This is a genomic window from Bradyrhizobium sp. AUGA SZCCT0176 (assembly GCF_018130145.1).
In the GTDB taxonomy this organism is placed as follows: domain Bacteria; phylum Pseudomonadota; class Alphaproteobacteria; order Rhizobiales; family Xanthobacteraceae; genus Bradyrhizobium.
This window is the reverse complement of record NZ_JAFCMB010000010.1, coordinates 1-20,908: the sequence shown is the minus strand read 5'-3', so window position 1 is coordinate 20,908 and position 20,908 is coordinate 1. Positions and strand designations below refer to the sequence as shown.

General features: G+C 63.5%; 18 protein-coding genes. 2 read left to right on the top strand and 16 right to left on the bottom strand.

The features are described from left to right. Nucleotides 1-7: 7 nt before the first annotated feature. From serS to JQ600_RS22660, 10 genes are all read right to left on the bottom strand, one after another. Complete coding sequence (gene serS / locus JQ600_RS22705; RefSeq protein WP_212392116.1) at nt 8-1,342, bottom strand: serine--tRNA ligase; 1,335 nt, start codon at nt 1,340-1,342, stop codon at nt 8-10. A gap of 149 nt (nt 1,343-1,491) precedes the next feature. Beyond that, nucleotides 1,492-2,319: a twin-arginine translocase subunit TatC gene (tatC, locus tag JQ600_RS22700; RefSeq protein ID WP_212392117.1), complete on the bottom strand. Its 828-nt coding sequence runs from the start codon at nt 2,317-2,319 to the stop codon at nt 1,492-1,494. Further along, nucleotides 2,316-2,837: a Sec-independent protein translocase protein TatB gene (gene tatB / locus JQ600_RS22695; RefSeq protein ID WP_212392118.1), complete on the bottom strand. Its 522-nt coding sequence runs from the start codon at nt 2,835-2,837 to the stop codon at nt 2,316-2,318. Before tatB ends, tatC begins: the two co-directional genes overlap by 4 nt. A gap of 139 nt (nt 2,838-2,976) precedes the next feature. Continuing rightward, the gene (locus JQ600_RS22690; RefSeq protein ID WP_192739514.1) at nt 2,977-3,216 is read right to left on the bottom strand and encodes a twin-arginine translocase TatA/TatE family subunit; all 240 of its coding nucleotides are present in this window, start codon (nt 3,214-3,216) and stop codon (nt 2,977-2,979) included. A gap of 263 nt (nt 3,217-3,479) precedes the next feature. Further along, nucleotides 3,480-4,211, bottom strand: coding sequence for an SMC-Scp complex subunit ScpB (gene scpB, locus JQ600_RS22685; RefSeq protein WP_212392119.1), 732 nt, complete (start codon nt 4,209-4,211; stop codon nt 3,480-3,482). A gap of 21 nt (nt 4,212-4,232) precedes the next feature. Continuing rightward, entirely contained in the window at nt 4,233-5,063 is an 831-nt protein-coding gene (locus JQ600_RS22680) for a ScpA family protein (RefSeq protein ID WP_212269933.1), read from the bottom strand. Next, nucleotides 5,060-6,082 (bottom strand): beta-N-acetylhexosaminidase, encoded by a 1,023-nt coding sequence (nagZ, locus tag JQ600_RS22675; protein WP_212392121.1) that lies wholly within the window; start codon nt 6,080-6,082, stop codon nt 5,060-5,062. The genes JQ600_RS22680 and nagZ overlap by 4 nt, the downstream gene beginning before the upstream one ends. A 47-nt stretch (nt 6,083-6,129) precedes the next feature. After that, on the bottom strand, nt 6,130-7,590 hold the full coding sequence (locus JQ600_RS22670) for an SPOR domain-containing protein (protein ID WP_212392122.1): 1,461 nt from the start codon (nt 7,588-7,590) through the stop codon (nt 6,130-6,132). 120 nt (nt 7,591-7,710) lie between these two features. Further along, nucleotides 7,711-9,504, bottom strand: a complete 1,794-nt coding sequence (gene argS / locus JQ600_RS22665; RefSeq protein WP_212392123.1) for an arginine--tRNA ligase — start codon at nt 9,502-9,504, stop codon at nt 7,711-7,713. 23 nt (nt 9,505-9,527) lie between these two features. Continuing rightward, nucleotides 9,528-10,736, bottom strand: coding sequence for a deoxyguanosinetriphosphate triphosphohydrolase (locus JQ600_RS22660; protein WP_212392124.1), 1,209 nt, complete (start codon nt 10,734-10,736; stop codon nt 9,528-9,530). Between the two features lie 107 nt (nt 10,737-10,843). Here JQ600_RS22660 and erpA point away from each other — a divergent pair, with 107 nt between their 5' ends. Further along, nucleotides 10,844-11,173, top strand: a complete 330-nt coding sequence (gene erpA / locus JQ600_RS22655) for an iron-sulfur cluster insertion protein ErpA (RefSeq protein WP_192739521.1) — start codon at nt 10,844-10,846, stop codon at nt 11,171-11,173. 6 nt (nt 11,174-11,179) lie between these two features. Here erpA and JQ600_RS22650 read toward each other — a convergent pair whose 3' ends face one another. The 3 genes from JQ600_RS22650 to JQ600_RS22640 are packed head-to-tail and all read right to left on the bottom strand — an operon-like array spanning nt 11,180 to nt 16,299. Further along, nucleotides 11,180-12,019, bottom strand: a complete 840-nt coding sequence (locus JQ600_RS22650) for an amidohydrolase family protein (protein WP_249133105.1) — start codon at nt 12,017-12,019, stop codon at nt 11,180-11,182. 17 nt (nt 12,020-12,036) lie between these two features. Next, nucleotides 12,037-15,165: an efflux RND transporter permease subunit gene (locus tag JQ600_RS22645; protein WP_212392125.1), complete on the bottom strand. Its 3,129-nt coding sequence runs from the start codon at nt 15,163-15,165 to the stop codon at nt 12,037-12,039. A gap of 3 nt (nt 15,166-15,168) precedes the next feature. Further along, complete coding sequence (locus JQ600_RS22640; protein ID WP_212392126.1) at nt 15,169-16,299, bottom strand: efflux RND transporter periplasmic adaptor subunit; 1,131 nt, start codon at nt 16,297-16,299, stop codon at nt 15,169-15,171. A 157-nt stretch (nt 16,300-16,456) separates the two neighbouring features. On the opposite strand from JQ600_RS22640, the gene xth reads away from it, so the two are divergent. Beyond that, entirely contained in the window at nt 16,457-17,248 is a 792-nt protein-coding gene (gene xth, locus JQ600_RS22635; RefSeq protein WP_212392127.1) for an exodeoxyribonuclease III, read from the top strand. A 55-nt stretch (nt 17,249-17,303) separates the two neighbouring features. Here xth and JQ600_RS22630 read toward each other — a convergent pair whose 3' ends face one another. From JQ600_RS22630 to JQ600_RS22620, 3 genes are all read right to left on the bottom strand, one after another. After that, a complete protein-coding gene (locus tag JQ600_RS22630) occupies nt 17,304-18,164 on the bottom strand; it encodes a tetratricopeptide repeat protein (protein ID WP_212392128.1) in 861 nt (286 codons plus the stop codon). Next, nucleotides 18,151-18,894, bottom strand: coding sequence for a dihydroxy-acid dehydratase (locus JQ600_RS22625; RefSeq protein ID WP_212490103.1), 744 nt, complete (start codon nt 18,892-18,894; stop codon nt 18,151-18,153). The genes JQ600_RS22630 and JQ600_RS22625 overlap by 14 nt, the downstream gene beginning before the upstream one ends. A 250-nt stretch (nt 18,895-19,144) precedes the next feature. Continuing rightward, nucleotides 19,145-20,353, bottom strand: coding sequence for a cytochrome P450 (locus tag JQ600_RS22620; RefSeq protein WP_212490102.1), 1,209 nt, complete (start codon nt 20,351-20,353; stop codon nt 19,145-19,147). Nucleotides 20,354-20,908: the final 555 nt, after the last annotated feature.

Sequence of the window (20,908 nt, the reverse complement as noted above, 5' to 3'; positions counted from 1 at the left end):
GACTTTGCTATTTGTCGTGCTCGATCACTTTGAGGCCGCCCATATAAGGTTGCAGCACGTCGGGCACCGCAATCGAGCCATCCTGTTGCTGATAGGTTTCCATGACCGCAATCAGCGCGCGGCCGACCGCAGTGCCGGAACCGTTCAGCGTATGCACGAAACGCGGCTTGCCGTCGGGCCCGCGATAGCGCGCATCCATGCGCCGCGCCTGGAAATCGCCGCACACCGAACAGCTGGAGATTTCGCGATAAGCACCGCCGTCGCCCTGCCCCGGCATCCACACTTCGATGTCGTAGGTTTTTTGCGCGGAGAAACCCATGTCGCCCGCGCACAGCGTCATGACACGATAATGCAGGTCGAGGCGGCGCAGCACTTCCTCAGCACAGGACAGCATGCGCTCGTGTTCGTCGCGGCTGTTCTCCGGCGTGGTGATCGAGACCAGCTCGACCTTGGTAAACTGATGCTGGCGGATCATGCCTCGGGTATCACGGCCGGCGGCACCTGCCTCCGCACGGAAACACGGCGTCAGCGCCGTGAGACGCATCGGCAATTCCTTGTCGTCGACAATGGATTCGCGGACGAGGTTAGTGAGCGATACTTCGGCCGTGGGAATGAGGCCAAGACGTTCACTCTTTAAGCGGCCATCATCCGGAGCCGCCAGCAGTTCGCCCTTGATCGCCCAGAACTGATCATCCTCGAATTTCGGCAATTGCCCGGTGCCGAACATCACGTCGTCGCGCACCAATAGCGGCGGATTGATCTCGCTGTAGCCGTGCTCATTGGTGTGGAGATCGAGCATGAATTGCCCGATCGCGCGCTCCAGCCGCGCGAGGCCTTTCTTCAGCACGACAAAACGCGCGCCGGACAGTTTCGCCGCCGCCTCGAAATCCATGTAACCAAGCGCGCCGCCGAGATCGTCATGCGGCTTCGGCGCAAAACCGTAAGTGCGCGCCTTGCCGAACACCTGACGCTGCACATTGCCGTGCTCGTCGACGCCGTCGGGCACTTCGTCGAGCGGCAGGTTCGGGATCGCGGCCAACTCTTTTGCAAGCTCGTCGTCCGCCGTCTTTGCCGCAGCTTCAAGCTCGGGCATCGTGGTCTTGAGTTCGGCGACCTCGGCCATCAACTTCGATGCACGCGCCTCATCCTTCGCCTTCTTGGCGTCGCCGATTTCCTTTGAAGCCGCATTGCGCCGTGCCTGCGCCTGTTCGGAGGCCAGGATCGCCGCGCGGCGCCTTTCGTCGATCGCCAGCAGCGACGGCGACAGCGGCGCCAGGCCACGGCGCTTCAGTCCGGCGTCGAAGGCTTGCGGGTTATCGCGGATCGATTTGATGTCGTGCATGGCCAAATTCCTGCGTCATGGCCGGGCTTGTCCCGGCCATCCACGTGTTTGCTGCCTTAGAACAAGTCGTGGATGCCCGGGTCAAGCCCGGGCATGACGAATCATGGACCGCCGTCGGGATGATCAGGTCAAACGCAGGCGAAGCGGCCCTACTCGGCCGGATTGGCCGCGGGCGGCGGGGTCGCGGAGGGCGGCGTACCGGTCGCACCCTTGGCTGCGGCGGCGGCCCGCTTCTCCACCAGGGCGACCGCGAGGATCGAGCCTTCGTAGAGAACCAGCAAGGGCAGCGCGAGCGAGGCCTGGCTCAGCACGTCGGGCGGCGTCAGGACGGCGGCGATGACAAAGGCGACCACGATGAAATAGCGCCGCTTTTCGCGCAGCTGTTTTGCGGTGAGGATGCCGATCCGGCCGAGTAGCGTCAGGATCACCGGCAGCTGGAACGCGATGCCGAAGGCGAAGATCAGCCCCATCATCAGCGACAGATATTCGCCGACCTTCGGCAACAGCTGGATCTGCGCGGTCTCGTCGCCGCCGGACTGCTGCATGCCGAGCGAGAAGCGCACCAGCATCGGCAGCACGATGAAATAAACCAGGAGCGAGCCGAGTACGAAGAAGAACGGGGTCGCCACCAGATACGGCAGGAACGCACCGCGCTCGTGCTTGTAGAGCCCGGGCGCCACGAATTTGTAGATCTGCGTCGCGATGATCGGGAATGAGATGAAGCCGGCGCCGAACAGCGCGAGTTTCAACTGCGTGAGGAAATATTCCAGCAGCGCCGTGTAGATGAACTTCGAATTCTCGGGGCCGGCGACCCAGACGAACGGCCACACCAGCACGTTGTAGATCTGCTTGGCGAAGAAGAAGCAGAAGATGAAGGCTATACCGAACGCCAGCAGCGCCTTGATCAGCCGCGAGCGCAGCTCGATCAAATGGTCCATCAGCGGCGCTTTGCTGGCCTCGATGTCTTCGTCGCTCATGACGCTTTGGCGTCCTTGAGAATATCCGGCGCCGGTGGCGCGATGTCCTGCTGCTGCGCGGCCTGAACTTCACGCGTAATCACCAGCGGCTCGGAAGCAGCCTGATGGGTTTCGGCCTCGACAAAGGTCTCGGCCGTCGGGGCGGCCGGCGTGGTCGGTGCGACGATTTCGGGCGTCACGGTTTCGCCGATCGAGGTTTCCACCTGCGAATTGACGGGCTTGTCGATGTCGCCGATCTGCAAGGCGTCGCCGACGTCCTTTTGCAGCGAAGTCATCAGATTGGTGGGAGACATGCCGGTCGCGACGTCCTTGACCTCGTCAAAGCTCTTCTTGAGGTCGGCCATTTCGGCCTCGCGCATCGCTTCCTGGAACTGGCCCTGGAATTCGGAGGCCATCTTGCGGGCCTTGCCCATCCATTGCCCGACCATGCGCAGCACGCCCGGCAGCTCTTTCGGGCCGATGGCGATCAGCGCGACAACCGCGATGACGACCAGTTCACTCCACCCGATGTCGAACATGAAAATTTCCGCTTACGCGACCCCGCCCCACCCAAATCTCAATAGCAAGATTTTGGGGCGGCCCACGTCTTTTCTCAACCGGCGTCCATGGCTTCCCCGGACACCGGTCCACGCCAGATGGGCGCCTACGACTAAACCGTCAGACAGCCTTGCTGCCGACATCGGTGCGTGCCGCCGTCGGCGCCGCATTGTGATCGATGGTCTTGGTCGGCTCGACCGCAGGCTTTTCCGCAGGCTTGTCATCGTCCTGCAAGCCTTTCTTGAAGGACTTGATGCCCTGCGCGACGTCGCCCATCAGGTCCGAAATCTTGCCGCGGCCAAACAACAGCAGGACCACTGCGATCACGACGATCCAGTGCCAAATGCTAAGCGAACCCATCCTGCAACCCTCCAAAAGAGACGGCCGGCAACCGGCCCAAGCTTTGCCGGAAGGTAGGCCCGGGAGGTGTCAAAAACAAGGACCCAAGCCGCGGCAAATCGCTGTCGCGACTACGTATTATTGCTACCGTTAATCCGGTTTCGAGGAATAAGCGGGGCTTTTCTATAACCGTCATTCCGGGGCGATGCGAAGCATCGAACTATGGTGCGCAATGGCGCACCTGAGGTCTGGTCCTTCGGACCATCCCGGAATGACGAGTCCTACTAGCCCTCGCTCGGCGTCTCCGGCTCGGCGGCCGGCGCCAGCAGGAGTTCCAGGGTGTCGCCGGCATCCAGCGGATCCTCGTCCTCTCGCAGCGCCACGTCGTCCGACGGGGTCGGAACGCTGAAGCCGGAAGGCAGCCGCGAATCCAGCAGGCCCGTGCCCTTCAGCTCTTCCAGGCCCGGCAGATCGCCGAGCGCTTCCAGGCTGAACTGCGACAGGAACCCGTCGGTGGTGCCGAACGTCAACGGCCGGCCCGGCGTCTTGCGGCGGCCGCGGGGACGGATCCAGCCGGTCTCCAGCAACACATCCAGCGTGCCCTTGGAGGTGATCACGCCGCGGATCTCCTCGATCTCGGCGCGCGTCACCGGCTGGTGGTAGGCGATGATCGCGAGCACCTCGATGGCCGCGCGCGACAGCCGCCGCGTTTCCGTGCTCTCCCGCGTCATCAGCCACGCCAAATCGCCGGCGGTGCGGAACGTCCATTTGTTCGCGACCCGCACCAGATTGACGCCGCGCGTGGCGTATTCCGCCTGCAGTTGCGCCAAGGCGACCTTGACGTCGACGCCGTCGGGCATGCGCTTGGCCAGCGCCGCCTGATCGACCGGCTCGGCGGAGGCGAACAACAGCGCTTCCAGCAGCCGCAATTCTTCGGGCCGCGCTTCGGGCTCGTTCGTGGGATCGACGGAATGTTCCTCGGCTTCTTCCATTCGCTTTTCCGCGAGGCTCGCCATGGCTAAGTCTCCTTCTTCCACTTACTCGACCGAGAGATCCGAAGCGGACATCGCCCCGGACGCCTGCGGCTGACGCTTACGAAAATACAGCGGCGCGAACGCCTCTTTCTGGTTCAGTTCCATCTCGCCTTCCCGCACCAGCTCAAGCGCTGCGGCAAAGGTGGATGCAAATACCGTCGCCTTCTGCGAGGGATCGACGACATAGCTGAGGAGATACTCGTCGAGGCAGCTCCAGTCATCGGCCACGCCGACCAGCCGCTCCAGCGAGGCACGCGCTTCCGACAGCGACCACACCGTGCGCTTGGCCAGATGCACCGTTGCCAGCACCTTCTGTTGACGCTGCGTGGCATAGGCCGTGAGCAGGTCGTACAGGGTCGCGGTGAATTTGGGGTGGCGGATTTCCGCGATCGATTCCGGATTGCCGCGCGGGAAAATATCGCGCTGGAACTGCGGCCGGTTCATCAGCCGGTTGGCTGCCTCGCGGATGGCTTCCAGCCGGCGCAGCCGGTTGGCCAGTGCGGTCGCCATCTCCTCGGCGCTCGGGCCGTCCGGCGTCGCCGGCTCGGGCAGCAGCAGCCGCGATTTCAGGAACGCCAGCCAGGCCGCCATCACCAGATAGTCGGCCGCGAGTTCGAGGCGAATCTTTCGCGCCGCCTCGATGAAGACGAGATACTGGTCGGCCAGCGCCAGGATCGAAATCTTGGACAGGTCGACCTTCTGTTGCCGCGCCAGCGTCAGCAACAGGTCAAGCGGCCCCTCATAGCCCTCGACGTCGACAACCAGCGAGGGCTCGCTGTCGGTGCCGTCAGCGGCGGGCCGTCCGGTCTCAAACGATAGAATCTCCGCCGTCATACCGTCCCTACCCGATTCATCAACGCGTCCAGTTCAGCCCGCGCCGCCTGCCGGTCGAGCGGCAGCGGCGCCTTTCGCGAGGCCAGCGCCCGGTTGGCGCGATTGAGGGCCTCGCCCGTCAGTTCCGGCGTCTCGGCTGCGACATCGCGCATTTCGTCGAGCTTGCCGTTGCAGTGCAAAACCATGTCGCAGCCGGCGTTGACGATGGCTCGGGTCCGCTCGGCGATCGATCCCGCCAACGCATTCATGGACACGTCATCACTCATCAACAAACCCTGGAACCCGATTACGCCGCGAATCACTTGCCGGATGATTGTCGCAGAAGTCGTCGCCGGATGGACGGGGTCTAGCGCGCTAAACACAACATGTGCGGTCATCGCCATCGGCAGGTCCGCCAGCGGTTGGAAGGCGGCAAAATCGGTCCGATCGAGCTCTTCCCTCGTCGAATCAACCGTCGGCAGCCGAAAATGGCTGTCCGCTGTGGCCCTTCCATGGCCGGGAATGTGCTTCAGGACCGGCAACACCCCGCCCTGCTCGAGCCCCTCGGTGACGGCGCGAGCGATCGCGGCGACCTTGCCCGGGTCGGTTCCATAGGCCCGGTTGCCGATAACAGCGTCGGCGCCGGCGATCGGCACGTCTGCGAGCGGCAGGCAGTCCACCGTGATTCCGAGGTCGATCAGGTCGGCTGCGATCAGCCGTGAACTCAAGCGGGCGGCCTTGAAGCCCAACTTGGGGTCAATGTCGTACAACGCCCCAAAGACGGCGCCTGGCGGATAGACCGGCCAATGCGGCGGTCCGAGCCGCTGCACCCGCCCGCCTTCCTGGTCGATCAGGACGGGCGCCTCGGCGTTTCCGATCAAATCGCGTAATTCGCCAACAAGCGAAGCAACTTGCGCGGGGGTCTCAATGTTTCGTTTGAATAGTATAAAGCCCCATGGCAGCTCGGCACGGATAAAAGCGCGCTCGTCGGCGCTCAATTCCAGTCCGGATATGCCTGTGATGAATGCGCGGCTGCTCATGGGGGCCGATTAGGCCCCTCACAGCTCCCGGGTCAAGGAAACGGCCGTTAATTCCTGAGGATGACGCACTGTCCGCCGGCGGTTTTCAGGTTGCCGCACAGCTGCGCCGCCTCCTCCTGCGAACCAAAGGGTCCGACCATCGAGCGGTAAACGACACCCTTTTCGCCGAGATCCGCCCGCCTGATCGAAGCCGAACGTGTCCCCAGCACGGATGGATACTTGCCTTGCAGCGCCCGGTAGGAAGCCAGCGCATCGGCCTCGTTCTTCTGCGAGGAGACCTGGACGAGGTATCCGACGCCGGAAGGCGCGGCCTGCGCCGGATTGGTTGCGGCGACACGGGTGGGCGCCGGATCAGGCGCTGCGCCGCCTTGCGGCGTCAGAGCGAGCGGGCCATTGGCGCTGGCGTTGGCGGATGACGGGTTGCGCGGCGCCGCGGCCGGGGCTGGCGCCGGCGCGGCCGTACGCGCAGCTGGCGCCGGCTTTGCGGCTGGCGCGGCAACCCCTGCAGGAACGCCACCGTTATCGGCGTCGCCCTTCACGGCAAGGGTCTTGATCTTGCGCGGTTCGTTGTTCGGCAGGGAGCCGTTCGCGGCGGTCGCGGGCGACGGAGCGGCCGGAGAGACGCTTGCGACCGAGGGCGGGCTGCCATTCGGGTTCAGCGGCGGAAACACCACGCGCGGGCCGGACCTGGAATTGACGTCGACCGGAGCCTCTTCACGCGAAACGATCTTTTCGCCGCCATCGCCGGGCACCATGCGGTCCGGTGTCTTGCCAGCGGCGCCATCGCCGGGCGTCGCCATGACCTTGGTCGGGCTGTTGTCGGCCTTGATGATCGGCGGCTCGCCGCTGCGGGGTGAACCGACATAGGTTCGATAGGCGAAGGCAGCCCCCGTCCCGACCACAGCCAGCGCCAGCACCGCGGCGACCGTTATCAAGCCGTTGCTTCGCTTGCGCGGCGGCTCGGGCTCTTCCTCATAATCGCTCTGGTAGGCGTAGGGATCATCCGGAAAGGCCGGATCACGGGCATATTCATGCTGCCCGGATTCGAGCTGGCCATACAGCGCGTCGTCATACCGCGAAGGATCCACGGGCTGCTCAGCCGCGTATTGCTGCGCCGGCTCGTGATAGTCCTGTTCATGTGCCGCCGGCTGCTGAGCGGCGTAGCGGTGCAAGGGATGCACGGGGCTCGGCTGGTATTCCGGCTCCGGCTCTTCGTATTCCTGTTGCGGTGGCGGCGCATCGTGCCTGGCGCGCTGCATCCATGGCGGCGGGCCCGCGGCCACGCTGACCTCTTCCTCGTCCACGGTGTCGTATTGCGGACGCACGTTGGCCCGTGACTGCAGTGGGTGCGGGGTCTTGGTGCTGCCGTCGAACGGGTCGGACTGCCCGATCAGCCGCGCCAGCTCCGCCAGCGGATCGCTGTCGCCCCTCGCCGGGGCAGCCGGGTTCGCGCCGCGATCATCGTCGGCGTCGGAAGGAAAAGGTCGTTCCTGATATCGATCAGCCATCGTGAAGATGCATCCCCTTCGGGACAGCGCCAACCCGCCATGACCATACGAGCCATGAAATACGAATTGGCCCCTGCCAGATACCCTCACAATCCCCATTGTGAGGGCCTTCGCCCCTGCCTACCGCATCTCGGTCGGAGCGTGGACGCCGAGAACGGCTAAGCCCGATGCCAGAACCGAGACGACGCCCTGGACCATTGCCAGTCGCGCCTTCGTAATCTGTGCATCATTAGTGATAATGAAGCGTAAATAGGGCAAATCCCGCCCCCTGGTCCAAAGCGCGTGAAATTCACTCGCGAGATCATAGAGGTAAAAAGCGATTCGGTGGGGTTCATGCGCCACCGCCGCCGCCTCGATCATCCGGGGATAGAGCGCCAGCTGCTTCAGCAGGCTGAGTTCCGCAGGGTCCGTCAGCCGCTCCACCGCGGCATCCCCGAGATAGGCCGCCCGGGCGAAATCGCTCTCCGGCAGGTCGGGAACCAGTTCCCGGGCGTTCTTGAAGATCGAATGGCCGCGGGCGTGGCCGTACTGGACGTAGAACACCGCGTTGTCCTTGGACTGCTCGATCACCTTGGCGAGGTCGAAATCCAGCACCGCGTCGTTCTTGCGGAACAGCATCATGAAGCGCACGGCGTCCGAGCCGACCTCGTCGACCACCTCGCGCAAGGTGACGAACTCGCCGGAGCGCTTTGACATCTTCACAGGCTCGCCGTCGCGCAGCAGCTTGACCAGCTGCACGATCTTGACGTCGAGGGCCGCCTTGCCCGAGGTCACGGCCTTCACCGCCGCCTGCATGCGCTTGATGTAGCCGCCATGATCGGCGCCGAACACGTCGATCAGGTTGGTGAAACCGCGATCGAATTTGTTCTTGTGGTTGGCGATGTCGGACGCAAAATATGTATAGGCGCCGTCCGACTTGATCAGCGGACGATCGACATCGTCGCCGAATGCGGTGGCCCGAAAGAGCGTTTGCTCGCGGTCCTCGTAGTCGTCGACCACCTTGCCTTTGGGCGGCGCCAGGCGGCCTTCATAGACATCGCCTTTGGAACGCAGATAATCGATGGTCTCGGTGACCTTGTTGTTGCCGGACTCGATCAGCGAGCGCTCCGAGAAAAACACATCGTGCTTGATGTGGAGCGCGGCGAGATCGGTCTTGATCATGTCCATCATCATGTCGATGGCCTTGAGCCGCACGATCGGCAGCCAGGCGCTTTCCGACATCGCCTTCAGCTTGTCGCCGTACTCTGCGGCAAGCGCCTGCCCGACCGGCACGAGATAATCGCCGGGATAGAGGCCTTCCGGTATCGCGCCGATGTCTTCGCCGAGCGCTTCGCGGTAGCGCAGATACGCCGAGCGGCCGAGTACATCGACCTGCGCGCCGGCGTCGTTGATGTAATATTCGCGCGTGACGTCATAGCCCGCGAACTGCAGCAGGCTGCACAGCGCATCGCCGAACACCGCCCCCCGGCAATGGCCGACATGCATCGGCCCGGTCGGGTTGGCCGAGACATATTCGACATTGACCTTTTCGCCGCCGCCGATCGCGCTCGCCCCGTACGTAGCGCCCTCGCGCAGCACCGTGCGCAGCGCGTCGGCCCACACCTCTGGCTTCAAGGTGAGATTGATGAAGCCTGGCCCGGCGACTTCGACGGAGGCGATCAGATCGTCCGCGCGCAGCTTTTCGGCGAACTTGTCGGCGAGATCGCGCGGCTTTGCCTTGGCGTCCTTGGCGAGCACCATCGCGGCATTGGTCGCCATGTCGCCATGGGTCGCATCGCGCGGCGGCTCGACCACCACGCGGGAGAAATCGATGCCGGCGGGCCAGTTTTCCTCGGCCGCTAGCACGGCACAAATCCTGTGCACGCGCGCAAGCACGTCGGCAAAAAGGTGCGGAGAAGTGGGTTTTTCGGCCATTTTTTGAAGTCCTCGGCCGCCGCCTAACGCAAATCCGGGGTCGAGTCAAAAAGCCTTTGATGCTCGGTCAGGGCAAAACGGTCGGTCATCCCGGCAATGAAATTGCCGATCCGGCGGATACGTTCGCCCTCGGTCTCGTGCTCGGTGCCCTCGACCCACTCGGCCGGCAGGTCATCCGGAGATTTCTGGTAGCGCGCGAACAGGTCGAACACGATCTGCTCCGCCTCGCCCATCACCCGCATCACCCGCTTGTGGCGGTACATCCGCAGCTTCAGGAACGCCTTGATGTCGGCCTCTTCCGCCGCCACGGCAGGCGGAAACGCGACCAGCGGCTGAGCGCAGTGGCGCACATCATGGGCCGATTGCGGTTTGGCGGCCTCGATCCGCCTGCCGGCCTCCGCCACAACAGCCGAGATCATGTAGGAAATCAGTTCGCGCACCAATTCCGCCCCGCGCCTGCTGTCATCGAGATCAGGATAGTGCTTGCCGATGTCGGCGATGATGGCGGCCGTGAGCGGCATCACCTTGAGGTCGTCAACGCTGAACAGGCCCGCGCGCAGGCCGTCATCGATATCGTGAGCGTCATAGGCGATGTCGTCGGCGAAGGCTGCGACCTGGGCCTCCAGCGAGGCGTAGGTCCACAACTCCAGATCATATTTGCGGTTGAAATCGGCGATCCCGACCGGGATCCCACTGTCGCTGTAGCGCCCGGCCGGGGCCCCGCTCCGCTCCGTCAGCGGGCCGTTGTGCTTGACGATGCCCTCCAGCGATTCCCAGCTCAGATTGAGGCCGTCGAACTCGGGGTAGCGATGTTCCAGCGAGGTGACGACGCGCAGGGTCTGGGCGTTGTGATCGAAGCCGCCATGAGCCAGCAGGCATTTGTCCAGCGCCCGCTCCCCGGCATGGCCGAACGGGGGGTGGCCGAGGTCATGGGCCAGCGCCAGCGTCTCGGTGAGGTCCTCGTCGAGCCCGAGTTGGCGGGCCAGCGCGCGGGCGATCTGGGCCACCTCCAGCGAATGGGTCAGTCTTGTGCGGTAATGATCGCCTTCATGGAACACGAAGACTTGAGTTTTGTGCTTCAGGCGGCGGAAGGCGGTAGAATGGATCACCCGGTCGCAGTCGCGCCGGAATGGGCTGCGGGTCTTGCTCGGCGGCTCCGTAAACAGCCGGCCGCGGCTGCGATCGGGATCGCAGGCATAGAGCGCGCGGGGGGCAGCCATTCCGACCGACACGTTTTTTTAGTCCTTATCCATTTGATTCTGCGAGATTACATACTTAACTATGGGGAGCGCGGGATACCAAATGAATTGGGTATGACGCCTTCGACCGGAGACCACGCATGACCACTGCCATCACCGTCAGCGAGCGGGCCGCCCGCCGCATCGGGCAAATCCTCAAGACCGAGGGCGACGGCGCCATGCTGCGCATCTCCGTCGAAGGTGGCGGCTGCTCCGGCTTCCAGTACAAGTTCGACGTCGAGCACGCCCAGGCCGAGGACGATCTGGTGATTGCGCGCGAGGGCGCGGTGGTGCTGGTCGATCCGGCATCGGTGCCGTTCCTGGCCGGCTCGGAGGTCGATTTCGTCGACGACCTGATCGGCGCGTCGTTCCGGGTGGTCAATCCGAACGCCACCGCCTCCTGCGGCTGCGGCACCAGTTTTTCGATCTGAGCGATATCAGCGCGGCGCGGCGAATAGCGCCTTCGCATTGCCGCTCGCGATCTGCTCGGCGATTTTTGGCGATAGCTGCGCCAGCCATGCGCGATAGCTCGCCATGATCTCACCATAGCTCGCCCAGCGCTCCGGCACCCAGGTGTCCGAACCGAGCAGGAAGCGATCAGGATAGCGTTCGAACAGCGTCCGCCACTCAGCCGTCAGCTTGCCTGCGCCGTCGGTGATGCCGCTGCGATACGACAACTCTCCCCACAGCTTTGGGTATTTCGACAGCATCGCCGTGACGCGATCGGTCGACAGCCCAAAGCCGGTATGCGCCCAGATGATCCGGGCTTTCGGATTGTGCCGCATCAGGATCTCGACCGCCTCGTCATCGGCATGGGCATGCAGATAGAGGTCGTTGGCGACAGCAAAATCGACGGTCTTCTTCACCCACTCGTTTTCCGCCGACTTGCCCGACAGATGGAATTCGCCGATGCCGCGGTAGTAGCCGCGCTTGAATTCGTCCTGCACGAGATCGAAGATCACGGGATCGCCGAACCAGCTCTGGATATCTGACCGGACGCGGTACGGCCGAATGAAAGGCACGACCTGCAGGCCATCGGCCTTCGCATCCACCAGCGCATGCGTTCCACTGTTCGGGCGGCTGGTCGCGAGGATGCCGGTGACGCGATGCTTCTTGAACAGCGCGAGCACCTCGTCGAGCTGGTAAAAGGGCTTCGGTTCCCAATTGTAATGCAGATGCGCATCGAAGATTTCGATCGGCTCGGCCGCAACGGCCTTGGTCCCGGCACTGCACGCAAGCGCGATCAGGACGACAACGCACCCCAAAGCGGTCTGCATTGCCCGCGCAGGGACCATTACTCGGCCGCGACCACGTGCGGCCGCTTGTCGCCGTCGGTTTCTTCGAGCTGCGGCTCGAGCCGGCGCTTCAGGCGGCGGTCGATGCGGTCGAGATAGATGTAGATCACGGGGGTGATGTACAGCGTCAGCAGTTGCGACAGGCACAGACCGCCGACCACGGCGACGCCAAGCGGCTGGCGCAGTTCGGCGCCGGCGCCAGCGCCGAGCGCGATCGGCAGCGTGCCGAAGATCGCGGCGAACGTCGTCATCATGATGGGGCGGAAACGCAGCAGCGCGGCTTCGCGGATCGCATGCTCGGCGCTGAGGCCGACGCTGCGGCGTTCCAGCGCAAAGTCCACCATCATGATGGCGTTCTTCTTGACGATGCCGACCAGCATCACGATGCCGATCATCGCGATGACGGACATCTCCATTCCGAACAGCATCAGGGTCAGGATCGCGCCGATGCCGGCCGACGGCAAGCCGGAGATGATGGTGATCGGGTGGATGAAGCTCTCGTAGAGTATGCCGAGGATGACGAAGGCCGCGAACACGGCGGCGAGGATCAGGACGCCCTGCCCGCGCAGCGAATCCTGGAACACCTGCGCCGTGCCGGAGAAGCCGGTGGCAATGGTCGCCGGCAGGTTGGAGCTCTGCTCGAGCGTCGTGATCTTGTCGACCGCATGCCCGAGCGAATAGCCCGGCGCGAGGTTGAACGAGATCGTCACCGCCGGCTGCTGCGCCTGATGGTTGATTTGCAGCGGCCCCACCGTCGGAACCAGCTTCGCCACCGCCGACAGCGGAATGGTCTGGTTGTTCTGGGTCTTCATGTAGAGCTTGGACAGGTCGGACGGATCGACCCGGAACTGCGGCTGCACTTCCAGGATGATCTGGTAGTCGTTCGACGGCATGTAGATGGTGCCGACCTGGCGCGAGCCGTAGGCGTTGTAGAGCTGGTTGCGAACCTGGTCGACGGTGACGCCGTAAACCGCGGCCTTCTCGCGGTCGATGTCGACCGTCATCTGCGGGTTCTTGATGTAGAGATCGGTGGTGACGTCGAGCAGGCCCGGCACCTTCTCGATCTTGTCGCGCATTTCCGGCGCCAGCCGGTACAGCGAGTCGGTGTCGCCGCTCTGCATCACATACTGGTATTGGCTCTTGGAGATCCGCCCCCCGATATTGAGGTTCTGGATCGGCTGGAAGAACGCCTGCATGCCTGGAATCTGGCGGGCTTTGCCCCGCAGCCGCCCTATGATCGTCGTGAGGTTGTCGCGTTCCTTCTTCGGCTTCAGCGCAATGAACAGCCGTCCGTAATTCGCCGTCGTGTTCGGTCCGCCGGCGCCGACGGTGGAGTTGATGTATTCGATCGCGGGATCGCTTCTCAGCACCGCGACCAGCGCCTGCTGCCGCTCCTTCATCGCATCGAAGGACGTGTCGGTCGCAGCCTCGGTCACGCCGATCAGGAAGCCGGTGTCCTCCTGCGGAAAGAAGCCCTTCGGCACGATCATATAGAGGTAGACGGTGCCGCCCAACGTCGCCAGCGTCACGGCCAGCATCAGCGCCTTGCGCGCCAGCACCCAGTCGAGGGTCCATTCATAGGCACGCAGCCAGGATTCGAACATCGCCTCGAAAACGCGAAGCACGATGTTCGGCTTCTTGTTCGGGTCGTGCGCCCGCAACACGCGCGCGCACAGCATCGGCGTCAAGGTCAGCGAAACGAATCCTGACACGATGATCGCGACCGATACCGTCACCGCAAACTCGCGGAACACCCGGCCGACGATGCCACCCATCAGCAACACCGGGATGAACACGGCGATCAGCGAGAACGTGATCGAAATGATCGTGAAGCCGATCTCGCGCGCGCCTTTCAGCGCGGCTTCAAACGGCTGCATCCCGCGCTCGATATGGCGGACGATGTTCTCCAGCATGACGATGGCGTCGTCGACCACGAACCCGACGGAAAGGGTCAGCGCCAGCAGCGTCATGTTGTTGATCGAATAGTCGAGCGCGTACATCACCGCGCAGGTGCCGAACAGCGAGATCGGAACCGCAAGCGCCGGAATGAAGGTCGCCGACGCCGAGCGCAGGAACAGGAAGATGACGAGGATGACCAGCCCGATCGCGATCAGCAGCGTCTCCTCGACGTCGGCCACCGCCTGACGAATGGATACCGAGCGATCCATCAGCACGTTGATCGACACCGATGGCGGGATCTGCGCCCGAAGCACCGGCAATTTGGCCAGAATGCCATCGACCACCGCCACCGTGTTGGCGTCCGGCTGTTTCTGGATGCCGAGCACGATCGAGCGCTCGTCGTTCAGCCAGGTTGCGATCCGCTCGTTCTCGACGCTGTCGTAGATCTTTGCGACCTCATCGAGCTTGACCGGCGAACCGTTGCGCCAGGCCACCACGATCTTGCTGTAGTCAGCCGCCTTGTCCATCTGGCCGGAGGCCTGCAACGCCACGTCCTGCTTTGGTCCATTCAGCGTGCCGACCGGGGTCGACGAATTGGCGGCCGAAACCGCGGCGCGAATGTCTTCGAGCGACAATCCGCGCGCCGCGGCGGCTTCCGGATCGGCCTGGACGCGAACGGCGAACTTCTGCGCGCCGTAGACGCTGACCTGCGCGACGCCCGGTATCTGCGACAAAGTCTGGCCGATGGTGATTTCGCCATATTCGTTGACCGCCGACAGCGGCAGCGTGGACGAGCCAAGCACCACGAACAGGATCGCGAAATCGGCCGGGTTCACCTTGCGGAAACTCGGCGGGATTCTCATCTCGATTGGCAACCGGCGTTGCGCGATGGTCAGCGCCGTCTGCACGTCGAGCGCGGCGGAATCGATATTGCGGTTGAGATCGAACTGGATCGTGATCTGGCTCGAGCCCTGCGATGAGTTCGACGACATCGAGGAGATGCCGGCGATGGTCGAGAGCTGGCGCTCGATGACGCCGGCCACCGAGGCTGCCATCGTATCCGCGCTCGCGCCCGGCAAGGTCGCGGTCACGGCAATGGTCGGGAAGTCGACCCGCGGCAGCGCCGATACCGGCAGCAGGCGGAAGCCGAAGATGCCGAACGCAATGATCGACGCCGTGATCAGCGTCGTCATGACCGGCCGGCGGATGCAGAGCTCCGAGAGCGTCATCGGCTACGCCCCCGCCTTCTTCGCCCGCGGCTCGACCCGCGTTCCATCCGACAGCAGCAATTGTCCGTCGACCACCACGCTCTCGTCGCCGGCGAGCCCTTCTGAAATCACCGACATGCCCTGCGAGGTACGATCGACCGTGACCGATTGAACCTTGGCTGTGCCGTCCTTGACGATGAAGACGAAGTTGCCGGTCTGGCTACGCTGCACGGCGACCGTCGGAACCACGATCGCATCTTCGCTGCGGATCGTCAGTCGGGTCGCGACCAGGGTGCCCGGCCACAAGGTCTCGTTCTCGTTGTTCATGATGCCGCGCACGGTGACCATGCCCGTGGTGGCATCCACCGTGTTCTCGACCATCGCGATCTTGCCGCTTTCCGAGCGCTGATGACCCGGGATCGTCGCGGTCACCCCGGATGCCCCCTTCGCCATCGACTCGCGCAGATCGACCAGCACGCGCTGGGGAACGGCGAACGTCACATAGACCGGCGCCATCTGGTTGATGACGGCGAGCGGCGCGAGATCGGCCGGCCGCACGAAATTGCCGACCTTGACGTTAGCCGCACCGACCCGGCCCGAGAACGGAGCGCGGATCGTGGTGTAGCTTTTCTGGACCTTCAGATTGTCGAGCGCCGCCTGGTCGGCCTTGATGGTTCCAGCCAGGATGTCAGCCGTCGTCTTCGCGTTGTCGAGATTGACCTGCGTGGTGGCACCCTTGCCGATCAGTTCGCTGTACCGCCGGACATCGCGCTGCGCACCTTCGAGCTGGGCCTGGTCCTTCGCCAGCACCCCCTCGGCCTGCTCGATCTGGGCGTCGATCTGGCGCGCATCGAGCGTGAACAGCAAGTCGCCTTCGTTGACCTTGGCGCCGTCCTGGAAATGGACCGACACGATGGTGGTTTCCAGCCGCGACTTCAGCGCCACGCTGGAGATCGGCGTGACGGTTCCGTTGGCGTCGACATCGACGGGCACGGACTTGCGCTCCGCCTTCGCCAGTTCGACCGAGACCATGCGCGGGCGCTGCGGCCCCTGTGCGCTGGCGTTGCTCCCCATCCACGACGAGCGGGTTGTGTAGGCCGCGACGGCAGCAATGCCGATAATGCCGGCGAAAAGTATCCAGTTACGCTTTTTCATAATTTTTCACGTCCGCCGGTCCGCAAAGGGCGGGACAGCTGCTCCCGACCCCCTTGACGGCGACTTTTACGCCTTATTTCTAGATAGTTATCACAGCCTCGCGGCACATGGTATGCCACTGCAGCGAAAATGTGTGATTACAATCCGGGCTTTTGCAATGCGTATTGCTACGTGGAACGTCAATTCGGTCCGGCAGCGGATCGACCATCTCCTGACCTGGCTGAAGGACTGCGCGCCTGACGTCGTCTGCCTGCAGGAAATCAAATGCATCGATGACGCCTTTCCGCGGCTCGAGATCGAGGCACTCGGCTACAACGTCGTCACCCACGGCCAGAAGACCTTCAACGGCGTTGCGTTGTTGTCGAAGCTGCCGTTCGAGGAAACCAAATCCGGCCTCGCCGGCGACGACGAGGATGCCCATGCCAGGTTCCTCGAAGGCGTGATTCCCCTGAAGAAGGGCGTGCTGCGCATCGCTTGCCTTTATCTGCCCAACGGCAATCCTGCGGATTCAGATAAATATCCCTATAAACTCAAATGGATGTCGCGGCTTCTTGAGTACTCCAGGGAGCGACTTAAAGCGGAGGAGCCGCTGATCCTGGCGGGCGACTTCAACGTCATCCCGGCAGCCCGGGACGTCTACAATCCCGCCGCCTGGGCCAATGATGCGCTGTTCCGCCCCGCGACCCGCGAATCCTTCCAATCGCTGCTCGGGCTTGGCCTGACGGACGCGCTGCGGGCCGTGAACGACGCCCCCGGCCAGTACACCTTCTGGGACTATCAGGCCGGTGCCTGGCAGAAGAACTGGGGCATTCGGATCGACCATTTGCTGCTGTCGCCGCAGGCCAGCGACCGGCTCACCAATGTCGGTATCGACAGCTACGTGCGCGCCTGGGAGAAGCCGTCGGACCATGTCCCGGTCTGGGCCGATCTCGATCTCGAAACCGCCTGAGCGAATAAGCGCCGCTCAAGCCAGGCCGCGGCAGCAACCAAGCCGCGGCGGGAATTCAGTCCCGGCGGCCCTGCACCCAGTGCTCGAGCATCTGCAGCGCCATCGCGCGGTCGTCGCCGGAGGCTTTCGACATCGCCCGGGTGTAGCTTTCCTTGATCCAGACCTCGTCCGGCGCCGCACTCTCGCTCGCCAGGGTCAGCCACATCAACCCGCGCGCACGCTGCGGCGGCAGCCGGTCGCCATTGAACAGCATCTGGCCGAGCAGCGCCTGCGCCTGATGCTGACCCTTCTGGGCGGCCAGACCAAGCCAGCGGGCGCCATAGCGGAAATCTTCCCGCGAAGCGTCCGGGGTCTTCAGATAGAGCCGCGCCAGGTCGTACTGGGCGTCGGCATTGCCGAAATAGGACGCGGCATAGGAGAACATCTCCCGCGCCCGCTCCCGGTCGACCTTGACCTTCGAATTGGGAATGCCGTTGAGATAATACCGCCCCAGCGCCACGAACGCGTTAGCCACGATCGTCGCCTGAGGCGCCGACGGGCTATCCTCGGCGTGCTGGTTGGCAATGCGGCTGAAATATTCGAACGCCCGCAGGTCGTCCTGGGTGACGCCATCGCCGTTGGCATACATCCGGCCGAGCTTCCACTGGGCCACGGGATGACCGCCTTCAGCGGCGTATTGCAGGGAGGTCAGCGACGGCGCGGAGGCGGCAGCCGCCGCGGTTGCCGGCGGAATCGCCTTTTTTGCCCCTGGAATACCCAAGGCCTGGGCGTTCAACGCCTGTGCGGCGGGCTGGGAAACCACGGGAAGAGCGGCATCTTTGGGATTTACCGGCGCACCATCGAACGCGAATCCGGAGCCTGCCACCGGCGCGGCCCCTAACATCAACGCAAGAATGATACGCCTAGATGTCCGCATAACACTGTTTCTCGTGCGCACCGTCTGGATGGGAAACAGCGCCATCCATCGCCTGCCCGGTCCTTTGGGCGTCCTTCCACAGCGCAGCCGATTTGAAGTTAGTCGCTCGGGACTGCCGTTTGGTCTCATGTTCAGGGGCGTCGGCGCCGGTCAACTTTACGTTAAGACTCGCCGCGGCGTTCTTTTCGCGGTCCAAGCCGCGGACAGAACTTGAAAATTCAGAACCTGAAAATATCGGCTTCGACATGCCCGCGACCTTCACGACCGCACCTTCCTGCGCAAAATCTTTTTGGCCAACGATACCGCCGGTGGCGGCCATCGGCTTTACGCTCTTGAGGTTTTCGGCGATCGTCCGGCCCGTGGCGGTAAGGCAATTCCCGCGCAGGTGGCCGTTGTCGAGCAGCGTCTTCATCAGAAGCGATATGCTCCCAATTTCCTGCATGTCTTTGGCAACATAACGGCCGCTCGGCTGCAAACCCGCGGCACACGGAGTCTTTTTGAAGATTTTTCCCGCGAAGATTTCGGCGCCGTCGATCAAATCGAATCTGGTGCGGCAGCGATTGGCGATCACAGGCGAGTGCGATGCAGCATTGCCGGTGCCGAAGGAAGCCGCGATGACGGCGGCTGCGACATAGGCTTGGGCTTGGGCTTGGGCTTGCGGCGCGCGCGCGGGTCCCGCCGTCACGTGACAGCTCGGCAGCCTGTCCTTGATGTTGGTCCCTGCGTGCATCGCGAACCTGTTTCCCCAGCCGACTCGTCTTGGCGAGCGCTGTGGCCATCAGCCTATGAAGGCATGATTTCATGCAGGGGTGTGGCTAAAAAGCGGCGCAGGCAATAGCTGGCTGATTTGACGGTTAAATGTTCAGGAAGTGTTGCGGCCACGCAACAATCGTAGCAAGCGGGCAACGATCGATGGCACAACCCGCACAGGCTGTGGAACCAAAAACCCGCTACACTCCTACGCCACCCGGACCGCGTGTTTACTTGATCACCACAACCGGCAACCGGTCGATCGCGCGCAGGCCAGGCCGCTTGCGCCATTTGATTTCGGATGGATCGACAGCCAGCGCCAGCTCGGGCCAGCGCCGGAACAGCGATTTCAGCGCACATCGGCCTTCGATCCGCGCCAGCTGATGGCCGAGGCAAAAATGGATCCCGGTGCCGAACGCGATGTGGCGGTTGGGCCTGCGTTGCAGGTCGAGCCGCTCGGGATGCGGATTGGCTTGCGGGTCCATGTTGGCGGCGGCGAGCATCGCCATGACCTTGTCGCCCTTCCTCACCTGCACGCCGCCGAGGTCGACATCCCGGCGCACATAGCGCGGCTTGGTGAATTGTACCGGCGTGATGAAGCGCAGAAATTCCTCAACCGCCAGATCGAGCCGGCTTTCGTCCTCACGAAGCCAGTGGCGCAGTCCGGGATTCTTCAGAAGCTCGAACGCCGATCCGCTGATCAGATGCGTCGTGGTTTCGTGGCCGGCGAACAGCAGCAGGAACACCATCGACACGATCTCGTCGCGGCTGATCTTCCCGCCGTCCTTTTCGACGCGCACGATCTCGGCGATCAACCCCTGCCCGCCCTGCCGGCGGACGGTTTCGAGATGCTGCTCGACGTAGCGCCGCATGGCAAAAATCTTCGGCATCATGCCGAGAAAGCCGAGCGCGCCGGTGAAGCGGGTAAAGCCGCTGGCCCAGGCGGTGAATTTGGCGCGGTCGGCGAGCGGCAGCCCGAGCAGTTCGCAAATCACCGACAGCGGCAGCCTGCGCGCAAAGCGCTCGACGAGATCGGCCGGAGTGCCATCGGCAAACAATTCATCGGCAAGCTGGTCGCCGATCGCCTGGATATGCGGCTCCATGTCGAGCACGGCACGGCGGCGGAACGCTTCGTCGACGATGTCGCGCAGCCGCTTGTGATCGGGCTCGTCCATCGACAGCATGCTGTTGGCGAGCGTGCGCACGATGCCCGGCATCCACCACTGCAACCCGGCGACATTGCCATCGTCGCGGCGGATGGTGAAGGTGTCGGTATCCTTGAGCACCTGATCGGCGAGCGCCTGCGTGGTGGTGGCCCACACCTTGCCGATGATGGGAAAGCGCACTTCCACCACCGGCCCGGTGGTGCGCAGCTTCTCGATCGCGGTGGCGGGGTCGCGAAAGAACTCCTGGCTGGTGAAGTCGGCCTGTAAACTCATGTGCGGTTCCTTCGCTGAAGTCCGATGCCCGATATGCGAGCTCGACGTAATAATTCCAGCCCCAATGAGTAACGTCATTGCGAGGAGCGATAGCGACGAAGCAATCCATGCTTCCCGAGCGGAACGATGGATTGCTTCGCTCCGCTCGCAATGACGGCGACAAAGCGGCTCCACACAATGCCGTCATCCCCGCGCAGGCGGGGATCCAGTACGCCGCGGCTTATCGGTTCAATCATCAGCGTCTCTGGAATACTGGGTCACCCGCACCCCGTGCGCAATTGCGCACTCGGGCGGGTGACGACAACCGAATATGTCTATGCAATCTCGCGACGCGATGCGCCCGAGGTTTGCCAGAAACTTCCCGCCCTCCAATGAGAGGGCGCAGGGAAGACCGGGTGCGCGCTGCACCCGCGGTCCCGTGTGCGGTTTGCACTAAGTAGGCTGCACACGAGCATACAGGGCAGCGGAGAACACCCGGCCTTCCCTGCGCAATGGCTTTACGGCTTATGCCGTGCTCTCCCCGGAGACGAGTTCTTGGTTGACTCCGTCGCTGCC

Bases quoted from the DNA above. Each gene is read 5' to 3' on its own strand.
- serS (WP_212392116.1), bottom strand. From the start codon at position 1,342: ATGCACGACATCAAATCGATCCGCGATAACCCGCAAGCCTTCGACGCC.
- tatC (WP_212392117.1), bottom strand. From the start codon at position 2,319: ATGAGCGACGAAGACATCGAGGCCAGCAAAGCGCCGCTGATGGACCAT.
- tatB (WP_212392118.1), bottom strand. From the start codon at position 2,837: ATGTTCGACATCGGGTGGAGTGAACTGGTCGTCATCGCGGTTGTCGCG.
- JQ600_RS22690 (WP_192739514.1), bottom strand. From the start codon at position 3,216: ATGGGTTCGCTTAGCATTTGGCACTGGATCGTCGTGATCGCAGTGGTC.
- scpB (WP_212392119.1), bottom strand. From the start codon at position 4,211: ATGGCGAGCCTCGCGGAAAAGCGAATGGAAGAAGCCGAGGAACATTCC.
- JQ600_RS22680 (WP_212269933.1), bottom strand. From the start codon at position 5,063: ATGACGGCGGAGATTCTATCGTTTGAGACCGGACGGCCCGCCGCTGAC.
- nagZ (WP_212392121.1), bottom strand. From the start codon at position 6,082: ATGAGCAGCCGCGCATTCATCACAGGCATATCCGGACTGGAATTGAGC.
- JQ600_RS22670 (WP_212392122.1), bottom strand. From the start codon at position 7,590: ATGGCTGATCGATATCAGGAACGACCTTTTCCTTCCGACGCCGACGAT.
- argS (WP_212392123.1), bottom strand. From the start codon at position 9,504: ATGGCCGAAAAACCCACTTCTCCGCACCTTTTTGCCGACGTGCTTGCG.
- erpA (WP_192739521.1), top strand. From the start codon at position 10,844: ATGACCACTGCCATCACCGTCAGCGAGCGGGCCGCCCGCCGCATCGGG.
- JQ600_RS22650 (WP_249133105.1), bottom strand. From the start codon at position 12,019: ATGCAGACCGCTTTGGGGTGCGTTGTCGTCCTGATCGCGCTTGCGTGC.
- JQ600_RS22645 (WP_212392125.1), bottom strand. From the start codon at position 15,165: ATGACGCTCTCGGAGCTCTGCATCCGCCGGCCGGTCATGACGACGCTG.
- JQ600_RS22640 (WP_212392126.1), bottom strand. From the start codon at position 16,299: ATGAAAAAGCGTAACTGGATACTTTTCGCCGGCATTATCGGCATTGCT.
- xth (WP_212392127.1), top strand. From the start codon at position 16,457: ATGCGTATTGCTACGTGGAACGTCAATTCGGTCCGGCAGCGGATCGAC.
- JQ600_RS22630 (WP_212392128.1), bottom strand. From the start codon at position 18,164: ATGCGGACATCTAGGCGTATCATTCTTGCGTTGATGTTAGGGGCCGCG.
- JQ600_RS22625 (WP_212490103.1), bottom strand. From the start codon at position 18,894: ATGCACGCAGGGACCAACATCAAGGACAGGCTGCCGAGCTGTCACGTG.
- JQ600_RS22620 (WP_212490102.1), bottom strand. From the start codon at position 20,353: ATGAGTTTACAGGCCGACTTCACCAGCCAGGAGTTCTTTCGCGACCCC.